At 72.5% G+C, this 11,157-nt stretch carries 10 protein-coding genes and 1 pseudogene; 3 read left to right on the top strand and 8 right to left on the bottom strand.

Annotation, left to right across the window (positions count from 1 at the left end; translation table 11 throughout):
* Positions 1-219: pseudogene (locus ACFZBB_RS04430) on the bottom strand (IucA/IucC family siderophore biosynthesis protein); the annotation flags it as partial.
* Positions 216-1,418, bottom strand: a complete 1,203-nt coding sequence (locus ACFZBB_RS04425) for an ATP-grasp domain-containing protein (RefSeq protein ID WP_391117727.1) — start codon at positions 1,416-1,418, stop codon at positions 216-218. The gene ACFZBB_RS04425 and the pseudogene ACFZBB_RS04430, both read right to left, overlap by 4 nt.
* A 472-nt stretch (positions 1,419-1,890) precedes the next feature.
* Here ACFZBB_RS04425 and ACFZBB_RS04420 point away from each other — a divergent pair, with 472 nt between their 5' ends.
* A complete protein-coding gene (locus tag ACFZBB_RS04420; RefSeq protein WP_391117725.1) occupies positions 1,891-2,094 on the top strand; it encodes a hypothetical protein in 204 nt (67 codons plus the stop codon).
* A gap of 178 nt (positions 2,095-2,272) precedes the next feature.
* Entirely contained in the window at positions 2,273-3,184 is a 912-nt protein-coding gene (locus tag ACFZBB_RS04415; protein ID WP_391117723.1) for a hypothetical protein, read from the top strand.
* A 119-nt stretch (positions 3,185-3,303) separates the two neighbouring features.
* Here ACFZBB_RS04415 and ACFZBB_RS04410 read toward each other — a convergent pair whose 3' ends face one another.
* The 6 genes from ACFZBB_RS04410 to ACFZBB_RS04385 form a co-directional block, all read right to left on the bottom strand.
* Positions 3,304-4,659 carry an alpha-galactosidase gene (locus ACFZBB_RS04410; protein ID WP_391117721.1) on the bottom strand — a complete coding sequence of 452 codons (1,356 nt, stop codon included), beginning with the start codon at positions 4,657-4,659 and terminating at the stop codon, positions 3,304-3,306.
* Complete coding sequence (locus ACFZBB_RS04405; RefSeq protein WP_391117718.1) at positions 4,656-5,681, bottom strand: PfkB family carbohydrate kinase; 1,026 nt, start codon at positions 5,679-5,681, stop codon at positions 4,656-4,658. The genes ACFZBB_RS04410 and ACFZBB_RS04405 overlap by 4 nt, the downstream gene beginning before the upstream one ends.
* Before the next feature lie 120 nt (positions 5,682-5,801).
* Complete coding sequence (locus ACFZBB_RS04400) at positions 5,802-6,707, bottom strand: ABC transporter permease subunit (protein ID WP_391117716.1); 906 nt, start codon at positions 6,705-6,707, stop codon at positions 5,802-5,804.
* On the bottom strand, positions 6,704-7,720 hold the full coding sequence (locus ACFZBB_RS04395; RefSeq protein WP_391117714.1) for an ABC transporter permease subunit: 1,017 nt from the start codon (positions 7,718-7,720) through the stop codon (positions 6,704-6,706). Before ACFZBB_RS04395 ends, ACFZBB_RS04400 begins: the two co-directional genes overlap by 4 nt.
* 8 nt (positions 7,721-7,728) lie before the next feature.
* Entirely contained in the window at positions 7,729-9,111 is a 1,383-nt protein-coding gene (locus tag ACFZBB_RS04390) for an extracellular solute-binding protein (RefSeq protein ID WP_391117712.1), read from the bottom strand.
* Between the two features lie 198 nt (positions 9,112-9,309).
* Positions 9,310-10,131, bottom strand: a complete 822-nt coding sequence (locus ACFZBB_RS04385) for an endo alpha-1,4 polygalactosaminidase (protein WP_355346065.1) — start codon at positions 10,129-10,131, stop codon at positions 9,310-9,312.
* Positions 10,132-10,365: 234 nt separating this feature from the next.
* Here ACFZBB_RS04385 and ACFZBB_RS04380 point away from each other — a divergent pair, with 234 nt between their 5' ends.
* Positions 10,366-11,124, top strand: a complete 759-nt coding sequence (locus ACFZBB_RS04380) for a DeoR family transcriptional regulator (protein ID WP_391117710.1) — start codon at positions 10,366-10,368, stop codon at positions 11,122-11,124.
* Positions 11,125-11,157: the final 33 nt, after the last annotated feature.

Genomic DNA, 11,157 nt, shown 5'->3' with positions numbered 1-11,157 from the left:
CCCGTCCGCATCGGCCTCGGGGACCGGCTGCCGCAGCGCGGCTGACCCGCCGTCCGAGCCGTTCTCGGGGACCGGCAGTCGCAGCCAGTCGCCGTCGGGGCGGCGTACGAGGACGCTGCCGGTGCGCAGGCGCACGACGTCCTCGCGCAGCAGCGTGCTCAACACGTCGAGCAGCAGGGCGCGTTCTTCGTCTCCGGCGGCCCGGCCGGTCACCGTCACGGCGTGATCTCCCAGCGGCGCTCGGCGAGGAAGCCGGTGACGGCCCGCTCCACGGCGTCCTCGTCGGGTCCGATGGCCCGGACGACGCCCAGCAGGTCGCGGTTGGTGCGATGCAGCGGATGCCGTTCGCCGACCGCCCGCAACGGCCGGTACGTCAGGCGCACGCCGTCGGCCGTCAGGTCGGCCGGGCCGGGGGCGGCGGTGAGGGTGCCCGCCTGTCGCGCGTAGGGGTAGTCGAGCCGGGCCGCGCGGCCGGTCGCGGTGAGCAGGTCGGCGGGGAGGGGTTCACCGAGATGGGTGCGGAGGATGAGCTCGAAGAGCGGCAGGTCGAGCAGTTCGGCCAGCAGCAGGTCGCACTGGTCACCGATGGCGCGGTAGTTGACCTCGATCAGGCGCGCGCGCCCTTCGTGCAGCACGAATTCGGTGTGGCAGGCGCCGAATCCGACGCCGAGGGCGTCGAGTTGGGCGAGGACCTGGTCGACGACGGGCGCGGGGTGCGCGGGGACGAAGGTCAGCCGCTCCTCGATGAAGTACGGCGGCGGGGACAGCGTGGTGCGGAAGCCGCCCAGCACATGGCGGGTCGTACCGTCGCCGAGGGTTTCCAGGGTGAGCAGTTCGCCGGGCAGGAACTCCTCCACGACCAGTGCGGCGCCCGGCCGGTCGGCCTGGATCCGCCGGACGCGGCGCTCCAGGTCCGCCGGGTCCTCGGCGCGTACGACGTCCTCGCTCGCCACGCCCTCGCGCGGTTTGACGACGCAGGGGTACGGCACGCCGAGTCCGGCGAGGCAGGCCGCCGGGTCCTGGCCCGCGGGCAACTGCGCCGACCACACCGTGTCGACGCCCGCGGCGGCCAGGACCCGGCGCGTCTCGGCCTTGTCCTTGGTGCGCAGCGCGGCCTGCCAGCTCTTGGCGGGCAGGCCGAAGTAGTCGGCGGCCAGGGCGGCTTGGACCTGGAGGTGGTCGCTGTTGGTGAAGACGGCGTCCGGCGGCCGATAGGTGGAGACGCGGGTGATGACGGCTCGGAAGTCGCGTACGTCGCACTCCAGGATGTCGACCGCCGGATCGTCGCCGTACGCGGCCCGGTGCGCGGCGGGCTGGTCGGTGAGGACCGTGACGTCCAGGCCGAGGCGGCGGGCGGCCGGGAGGAATCCCTCGGTGACCGAGTCGGTCGGGTTCAGAGCCAGCACATAGAGCCGCATGGGGTCCACTTCCGGGCGCGCAGTCGTTCGGGTCGACGGTCGTGGGACGACCGGTGACCAGGGGCGCGACGAGCCTAGGTTAGGCATGCCTAACTCTGTCAATTCGCTCCGGCGCGGCGCCGGTTGACGCCCGGGGGCACCGGCGCGTCGGTGCGATTCTCATGCTGTCCACTGATCCGATCATGTACACCGGCCGGCGCGGGCGACACCGATTTCGGCCGTGCCCGGCGGTCCGTCGCCGCCCCGGTTCGCACGCCGTCCGTCCACCGTCCGACCTGTGCGCGGACGGGTGGTGGACGGACCTTGGACAGCAGGTGAAGCGGGCCGAACCGCCCTACGCCATACGGGGGTTCGGGTGGCGCCGGGCCGCGGCGGCGTCGTTAGCATGTCCGGAGATCCGCGATCTCCCTTGGTCCTCCGTGCGATCGGGGCCAGGGTGGAGGGCGGCCGATGACGTCGGATGGAGGTCCGGGTGGACGGTTTCGCCGAGGCGATGCTGGAGCGGGTGCGCGTGGCTCGGGAGGCGGTGGCCGCCGCAGGGCGGGCGGGGGACGCGTACGCGTTGGCCGTGGCCTGCGACGAGTTGGACGACGCGCTCCGGATCGCCCGCGCGAACGGGGTCGAGGCGGATCTCCCGGAGGAGGGGGGCAGCGGCGGCGCGGAGACCGGCGGCTGACCGCCGCCGGACGCCCGGCCCGCACTCCCCCGGGACCGCACCCCTCCGCCCCCGATCCCCCCTGGCGCGAACCCGCCTGTTACCCGCCGCCGCCCACGGGCAGCCTGGGAGCAGGGGTCCCCATGCGGCGTCCGCCCCGCCGTACAGTGTCCGGCACACCGCGACGAGGGGATTCGGCATGATCACCGAGCCGGAGATGGTCGAGGAGCCGGAGCCCGACCGCCCCGCCCCCGACATCCTGAGCGGCGCGGGTCACGCGCCGCCGTCGCTGCGCTCCGCGCTCTCCCGGCTGCGCACCCGTCTCCCGCCGCCGCGCTCCCCCGCGGACCCGTACCGCGTCCGCGACACGGGCGGCGGTCACGGCGGCGAGGACAGAGGGCCGACCCTCAAGCCCTGGCGGCCACGGCCCGAGGGACGCCGGGGCCGCGTGCTGTGGGCGCTCGGCGGCGTCGTGACGGCGTCGGCGGTCTGGCTCGCGGTCCTCCAGTTCACCGGTTACGGCGGCCCGCGGCCGGACCTGCACGGCTATCACCTCGCGGACAACCCGTGCACCAGCGACAATCTCCAGCCGCTGTCCGACGCCTTCGGCACCGAATTCCTCCAGGGCATCCCCGTGATCACCAAGGGTCCCGCCCTCGACCACGCCGCCTGCACCCTGACCACGTCGGTGACCGGGAGCGGGGACTGGGAGACCACGTACACGGTCACCGTCACCGTCGACCTGCACAAGAAGTCCGACGTCCACGCCGAATTCGCGGACCTCTCGCATGTGATCGTCCCCGACCCCACGACCGCGGGTTCCGGCGACTTCCTGTTCATGACCGACTCGCCCGAGGTGACCAAGGCGCTGCGCGGCCTCGGCGACCAGGCGTTCACGATCTACGGCACCGCGCGGCAGGCCGTCACCGTCCGGCACGGCGGCGCCGTCTTCTCGCTCAGCGTGGACGGCATCAGGCAGTGGAACGGCGTGGCCGCCCGCCCGCTGAACGCCGACGGCTCCCCCATCGAGGCGGCCCCCGCCGACACCATCGCGCTGCGCCCGGCGCTCATCCGGGCCATGCGCCACCTGATGAGCGCCCTCCGGCACTGAGCCGGGCCCCGTCGAACCGAGCCGAGCCGAGTCGGGCCGAGCCGAGCGGAGCCGAGCCGACCGGAGCCGGGCCGCGTCGGGCCGACTCAGCCCACCGGCCCGGCGCGCGGCCCGCCGCCTCACGTGCCCAGGACGGCCCGCAACTCCGGCTGGAGCGCGTCACCGTGGGCGCGCACCATGTCGTCGCACAGCTCCCAGATCCGTTCGACGGGGAGCGAGGCGGCCGTGGCCGGGTCGGTCATGGCGGCGTGCCGGATGTGGCGGGGGTCGCCCTCGATCGCGGCGCGGACGACGAGGTCGGTGGTGCTGAGGTAGGTGCGGTTCAGCGCGGCGCACTGCGGCGGCAGCGCGCCGATCCGGGTGGGCTGGACGCCCAACGCGTCGACCAGGCACGGCACTTCGACCGTACCGGCGGCCGGGAGGTCGTCGATGAGGCCGTGGTTGGGCACATTGCCGTAGATGGTGCGCGGGGTGCCGGTGGTGATGCTGTGGATCACCTGCGGCGCGTACTCCATCGTGCCCTCGACCGGCAGCGGAAGTCCCGCGGCGAGCGCGGCGCGGGTCTTCTCGTACGCGGCGACGTTCTCGTCCACGATGCCGAGGTACGCGCCGACGGGCAGCCGCAGCCGCTCGATCTCGCTGTCGTGGTGCAGGTACCACGGCACGTACTCGGAGGAGTGCTCGCTGGTCTCGGTCGGGTAGTAACCGAGCCGCCGGTACATGTCGACGCGGACCCTGCGGCGCAGTTGCGGGTCCTGCGCGATGAGCGCGTCGAGCCGCGGGTAGACGTCCTCGCCCTGGTACTCGAAGCGCAGCACCCACGCCTGGTGGTTGACGCCCGCCGCGTGGTAGGTGACCTCTTCGAGCGGGATGCGCAGCAGTTCCGCGAGGTCGTGCATCGTCCAGTACACCGAGTGGCACAGGCCGACGACCCGGGTCAGTCCGGTGGCCTGGGCGAGGTACTGCACGTTCATCGCCATCGGGTTGGTGTAGTTGAGCAGCCAGGCGTCGGGGCAGACCTCCGCGATGTCCCGGCCGAGTTCCCGCAGGACGGGGAAGGTGCGCAGCGCGCGGAAGATGCCGCCGACGCCGAGGGTGTCGCCGATGGTCTGGCGCAGGCCGTGGCGGGCGGGGACGTCGAAGTCGGTACGGGTCGCCTCGCCCATGCCGACCTGGATGATGTTGATGACGAAGTCGGCGCCTTCCAGGGCCGCGCGGCGCTCGGCGTGCGCGGTGATCAGCGGCGCCGCGCCGCGCTCGGCCGCGATGTGCCGTGCGGCCCCGTCTGCGGTGGCCAGCCGCTCGGCGTCGATGTCGTGCAGCGCGATGTGCACGTCCTTGAGCTCGGGGAAGGCGAAGAGGTCGGCGAGCAGGCCCTGGGTGAAGACGACGCTTCCGGCACCGATGAAGGCGATCTTGGTCGTACGGGTGGCGCCGCTGGTCGTCGTGCGGGGTGTGGTGCTGGCTGTGCTCATGACGGGTTCTTTCCGTTGCGGGTGGTGGCGGCGCGGGAGGCGCCGAGCGCCTCGTCCCAGGTGGGTTGGGCGGTGGTGCCGCCGTGCGCTCGGGTGGACAGGGCGCCGCAGGCGGCGGCCAGGGCGAGGGCGGCTGCCAGGGGCAGGCCCGCCAGGGTGGCGGCGACGAAGCCGGCGTCGAAGCTGTCGCCCGCGCCGACCGTGTCGAGCGGCCGTACGGGGACGGCGGGGGCGCGCAGCGGGCCGCGGCCGTCGTGGGCCAGGGCGCCGTCCGCGCCGTTCTTCACCACCACCAGCGGACCGCGCGCGGCGAGCAGGGCCGCTGCCCGCTCGACGTCGGCGGGCTCGGGGTCCCCCGACGGGATCTTCCCGTGCGCCTCGCGGTCACCGGAGGCGGCCTCCCCGCTGGCCGCCAGGGCGCACGCCTCCCTGGCGTTCGGCAGCAGGATGTCGGTGACGGGGAGCAGCGCGGCGATTCCGGCCGGGTCCCAGTCGCCCGCCGGGTCGTCGTTGGTGTCGAGCGAGGTGGTGGCGCCGTGCGCGCGGGCGGTGCGGAAGAGGTCGGGCAGCGCGGTCGCGAGTCCCGGCAGCAGGAAGTACGAGGCGGCGTGCACATGGCGGCTGTGCGCGAGCAGCGCCTGGGGCACGTCGGCGCCGACGGTGGCCGTGAGGGTGCCGGGCGCGGTGAGGATGGCGCGGTCGTCGCCGCGGGTGAGCACGGTGGTCAGCGGCGTCGGCAGATCCGGGTCCACCCGCAGCGCCGCGGTGTCGACGCCGCGCTCGGCCAGGGCGGTACGGACGTACCGGCCGGTGTCGTCGTCGCCGATCCGGCCGGCGATGGCGACCTTCAGGCCGAGCCGGGCGGCGCCGCACGCCATGATCGCGGCGGAGCCGCCGAGGGTCAGCAGGCCGGTGGGGACGAGCTGTTCGCGCTGGCCGAAGGCGAGCGGGGCGTCCAGCGGCCCCAGGACGATGTCGGGATTGGCGTCCCCGATGACGAGCAGGTCGAACGTGTCCGGCATGAGCTGGCTTTCTGTGGTGGTGGGGCGGAAGTCCGGCGGCGGGAGTCCGGGCGGTGTCCCGTCATCCGTTCAGGCGACGGAGCGGGTCCGTCAATCCTCAGGCGACGGGGCGGTGTCCCGTCAGCCCTTCAGGCCGCTGGAGGTGATCGACTGGATGAACTGCTTCTGCGCCGCGAGGAAGGCGAGCAGCACCGGCAGGACGGTCAGGACGTTGCCCGCCATCACCGCGGACCAGCGGGTGTGGTGCAGGCCCTGGAAGGTGGTCAGGCCGAGTTGCAGCGTGTACTGCGTGTCGTGGTTGATGGCGATCAGCGGCCAGGTCAGGTCGTTCCAGGTGCTGAGGAAGGTCAGCACCGCGACCGTGCTCAGCGCGGGCCGCGACAGCGGCAGCACGATGAGCAGCAGCACGCGCAGCCGTGAGCAGCCGTCGATCCACGCGGCCTCCTCCAGCTCCCTGGGCAGCGAGAGGAAGAACTGCCGCAGCAGGAAGACCGCGAAAGGCGTGACCAGCGACGGCACGATGAGCGCGCCGAGGGTGTCGATCAGGCCGAGCCGCTTCATCACCAGGAAGGTCGGGATCATGGTGAGCTGGAACGGGATCGCCATGGTGGCCAGCATCAGCACCAGCAGGGTGCGCGAGCCGGCGAACCGCATCCGGGCGAAGGCGTATCCGCCGAGCGCGCCGAAGACGAGGTTGGAGACGACCGCGACGACGGAGACGATCAGCGAGTTGGCGAACCAGCGCGGGAACAGCGCGTTGCCGAGCACGTAGCGGTAGCCGCCGAGGTCGATGTGGGAGGGCCACAGCGCGGGCGGGAAGCGGTTGATCTCGGCGTTGCTCATCACCGAGCTGACCAGCAGCCAGATCAGCGGGACCGCGAAGAGCAGGGCGAGCGGGGCGAGCAGCAGGTGCCAGCCGCTGAAGGGCAGCCGCGACCGCCGGGGGCGGGGCGCGCTCGGCCGCGGGGCGTCGGCGTTCTCGGCGCCGGGCGGCGCCGCGTCGGGGAGGGCTGAGGTGACGGTCATCGCGGGGCTCCTTCGAGGCGTACGGGCTCGCGGCGGCGCAGGGCCCGCATGCCGACGGCGATCACCAGCAGGGCGAGCGCGAGCACGTAGGCGGCGGCTGCCCCGTAACCGGCGGTGAAGTTCTTGAACGCCTGCTCCCAGATGAAGTAGACGATCACGGTGGTGGAGCCGAGCGGTCCGCCCTTGGTGGTGACGTAGACGAGGTCGAAGACCTGGAGGGAGTTGATGGTCTGCCACAGCAGCAGGAAGACGTTGACCGGGGTGAGCGTCGGCAGCACCACGTGGCGCAGCAGTTGACGGCGTCCCGCCCCGTCGAGCCTGGCGGCCTCGATGAGGGACTGCGGCACGTCCTGGAGCGCGGCGAGGTAGACCACGACGCAGAAGCCGGTGCCGCTCCACAGGGAGATCGCGACGAGGACGAGGAGTGCCTGTGACGGATCGGTGAGGAACCCCTGCGGGGAGACGCCGATGGAGTGCAGTACGGAGTTGGCGGCGCCGAACTGCGGGTCGAGGATGAAGGAGAACAGCACGCCTTGCGCGGTGGCCGAGATGACGAACGGCACGAAGATCAGGGTGCGGTAGACGCCGACGAGCCGGATGCGCCGGTTGAGCGCGAGGGCGAGCGCCAGGCCCAGCAGCATGCTCAGCGGGACGTACAGCGCGGTGTACTCCAGGGTGTTGCGCACCGCCTGGCTGAAGTGCGGGTCCTTGGACAGGGCCCGGTAGTTGGCCAGGCCCACCCAGCGGCTGGGGGTGACCAGGTCGTCGGCGCGGAAGGACAGGAGCAGCGACCAGACCACGGGGACGACGCTGAGGCCGAGGATGACCACGATCGAGGGCGCGATGAAGGTCCACGCGGTCGCGGACTCGCCGCGCAGCCTGCGGCGGCGGGCGCGCAGTTGCTGTGCGTGCTCGCGGTCGCGGTCCTGGTCGGACAGGGTGAGCGGGGCGGGGCGGCGCTGCGCGGGGCCCGGCCTGTGCCGGGGCAGCAGCCGCGGCGTGGTTCTCGACATGGGTCTCCTCAACGCGGGATGAGCAGTGCGGCGTTGGCTTCGTGCGCACAGTCGCGCAGTGCCTTGGCGGGGGTGCTGCGGCCGAGCAGCACCGCGGTGATCGCCTGGCCGAGCGCCTCGGAGATCTGCGGGTAGGCGGGGTGGGCGGGGCGGACCCGCGCGGTCTCCAGTGCCTTGGTGAACACCGACAGGCCCTCGGTGTGCGAGCTGCGGTCCTGCCAGGCGGGCAGCGCCTGGGTGCTGCGGCTGAGCGGGAGGCTGCCCGCCTGGATGTCCCAGCGCACGTCCTGCGGCGGCTGGATCAGCCACTCGACGAAGGTGCGGGCGGCGGCGACGCGCGCCGAGCCGTTGTCGAAGACCGTCCAGGTGTCGGGCCCGGAGATGGTGACCTCTTTCCCGCTGTAGCTGGGCAGCGGGACGACGTGGTAGTCGATCTTGGCCTGGATGACGTCGGGCAGTTGCCAGGGGCCGGTGGGGACCATGCCCATCCGGCCGGAGAGGAAGACCTGGTACATCTGCTCGCTGCCGGGCTTGGGGTCGATGTAGACGCTCTTGTCGGAGGCGAGGGTGGCGATGGTCTCCAGGGCGCGGACGCCGGTGTCCTCGAAGCCGATGCCGTGGCCGTCGGCGGAGATGACCTCGCCGCCGAGGTCCCAGATCATCGGCCAGATCCGCCAGACGGTGTCCTCGTCGCCGACGCCCGGCCAGCCGGTGCCGAAGGTGCCGTCGGCGTGGCTGGTGAGCTTCTTCGCGGTGGCCGTGAACTCGTCCCAGGTCCAGCCGGGTTCGGGCAGCGGCACTCCGGCGCGGGCGAAGAGCTTCTTGTTGCAGACGACGGCGAGCGAGTCGATGAGCGCGGGCGCGGCGCGTACCCGTTTGTTGACGGTGACGGCCTCGCGGGCCGGGGTCCAGAAGTCGTTCCAGGGGGTGGGGCCGTGGGCCATCGTCGCCGTGAGGTCCACGACCTTGGGGCTGCGGGCGATGCTGGCCAGGTCCGAGCCGAAGATGTAGGCGATGTCGGGGTACGAGCCGGAGGCGAGCGCGGCGGTGACCTTCTGGAGCATGGCGTCGGACAGGACGCCGCCGCCGGGGTCGACCCTGATCTTCGGGTGGGTGCGGTTGAACTCGGCCACCAGTTGCTGGATCGCGGCGCGGCCGGTGTCGGTCTGGCCGTGCCACAGCTCGACGGTGACCCGGCCGTCCGCGCCCACGCCGTCGCTCTCGCCGGTGCCGCAGCCCGCGAGCAGCGCGCCCGCGGCGGCGCCGGAGAGCAGTCCTGTGCCGCGGCGCAGGACGTCACGGCGGGAGAGTCCGGTGTCCCGGCGCGGGTGCCCGGCGGGCGGCGGGTCGCCGGGGAGCGGGCTGCGGGGCAGGACGGGGCCTGCGGTCATCGGTGCCTCCAGAAGGCGGAAGTGCGAGTGCGGGTGCCGGGCGGCGGCTGGGGGGCGGGGCCGTTGCCCGTGCCGGGCGGCGGGGGCCCGGTGCGCCGACGGGGGCGGCGCACCGGGCCGGCCGCGGCCGGCCGGCGGTCCCGACGGCCGGCGTGGTCGGCCGGGCGGGCGGAACAGCCGGTCGGCGGGTTCAGCGGGTCAGCAGGTCTGGCGCACGTATCCGCTGGTGCCCAGCGGTACGACGTCCACGTCGCGGCGGACGACGCTGAGCTTCGTGCCGTAACCCGAGCACGCCTTCTGGAGGCCCTTGGCGGTGTACTCGATGACGATCACGTTGTTGCCGAAGCCGGAGGTGTAGTCGCCGCACTCGTTGTACGTGGCGCATTCCTCGGCGACGGCGAAGTCCAGGCCGTTGGCGACCCGGTCGCCGGACAGTTGCGGGGTGTTCTTCTGCGCGATCGCCATGTTCTTGGAGTGCGCGTGGGCGGAGAGGAGCTTGATGTACGACTCTGCCTCGGCCTTGGTCAGGTAGCCGGAGAAGCGGTCGTAGGTGTCGAAGTTGTCGGGTTCGACGCCCTGGAAGCCCTTGGCCGCGCACTGGTCGACCCAGCCGTTGACCTTGGCGGCGATCCGCTGCCGCTTGTCGGCGGTGCGGATGTCGAGGATCGCCTCGTTCCAGTCCTTGTCCTTGACGACGGCGCCCTTGGAGTCCCGCAGCAGCAGGTCGGCGTCCCACTGACCCTCGGCGCCCTCCTGGGCCTGGAAGGCGTTGACGTAACAGATGTTGTAGACCCCGGCGGCGGCCGGAGCGGTGTAGTCGCGGCTGACCACGGAGACACCGGCGGGCGGGGTGTAGGGGCCCCCGATCTGGTAGTCGAATCCGGCGTGCGCCGGAGGCGGGGAGACGGACTGGGGCGCGGCCCCTGCGGAATCGGGAGCGAGTGAGGGGACAGCCACGACTGCGGCGACGGCCGCGAGGGCGGCCAGACTCCGACGGGACCGGACACGATTCATGCGCATCATCGAGCTCCTGATGATGGGGGGTACGTCCCCGCCTCGGACGCTGACAGCGATCCTGGCGACTTTGTCCGGGCTTGCGGCGCACGGCCGCCCACCGGCTAGGCGTACCTCTGACGTCGGTGCTCAACTCCGACGTTCGCCAGGAGTTAACCGCGCAGAATTCGTCATGTCAACCGCCCTCTTCTGCGCAAATCATGCTCACTTACGCATCGGAGTGCGCATTATGCTGCACGCATGCTGAGAACTGAGCGTCATGCGCGCATACTTGAGCATGTCTCCGCCAGGGGCGGCATCGACGTCCACGAGCTGTCCCGACTGCTCGACGTCTCCACGGCCACCGTCCGGCGCGACCTCCAGCACCTGAGCGAACTCCACCTGCTGCGCCGCACCCACGGCGGGGCGGCGGTCGGCCCGGTCGACCTGGAGGTCCCGCTCCAGCACCGCGCGGGCCGCAGCAGACCGGAGAAGCAGGCCATCGCGAGGGCGGCGGCGGCCCTGGTGCCGGACGGCGCGGTGGTCGGCATGAACGGCGGCAGTACGGTGACGGAGGTGGCCCGGCTGCTGGCCGCCCGCGGACCGCTCACCGTCGTCACCAACGCCGTGAACATCGCGGCCGAGTTGGTTCTGCACAAGCACGTGACGCTCGTCGTGATCGGCGGCAACGCCAGGAACGCCAGTTATGAGCTGGTGGGCCCGATCGCCGAGAAGACCCTGGCCAGCTACCACACCGACATCGCCTTCCTCGGCGTCGACGGCATCAGCGCGGCCCACGGCTGCACCACGCACGACCAGTTGGAGGGCGGCACCGACCGCGCCTTCGCCGACAACAGCGACCGTACGGTCGTGGTCGCCGACCACACGAAGATCGGCCGGGCCACGCTCGCCAAGATCTGCCCGCTCACCGAGATCCACGACCTGGTGACCGACGGCGCGGCGCCGGACGCCGAGCTGGCCCGTATCGCGGGCGCGGGCGTACGCGTGACGGTCGGCTGAGCGCTTCTCCTCGCCACGGTCGGCCGCATGCTG

The sequence above is a fragment of the Streptomyces sp. NPDC008139 genome, from assembly GCF_042957025.1.
Classification (GTDB): Bacteria; Actinomycetota; Actinomycetes; order Streptomycetales; family Streptomycetaceae; genus Actinacidiphila.
This window is presented reverse-complemented; position numbering and strand designations above follow the sequence as displayed.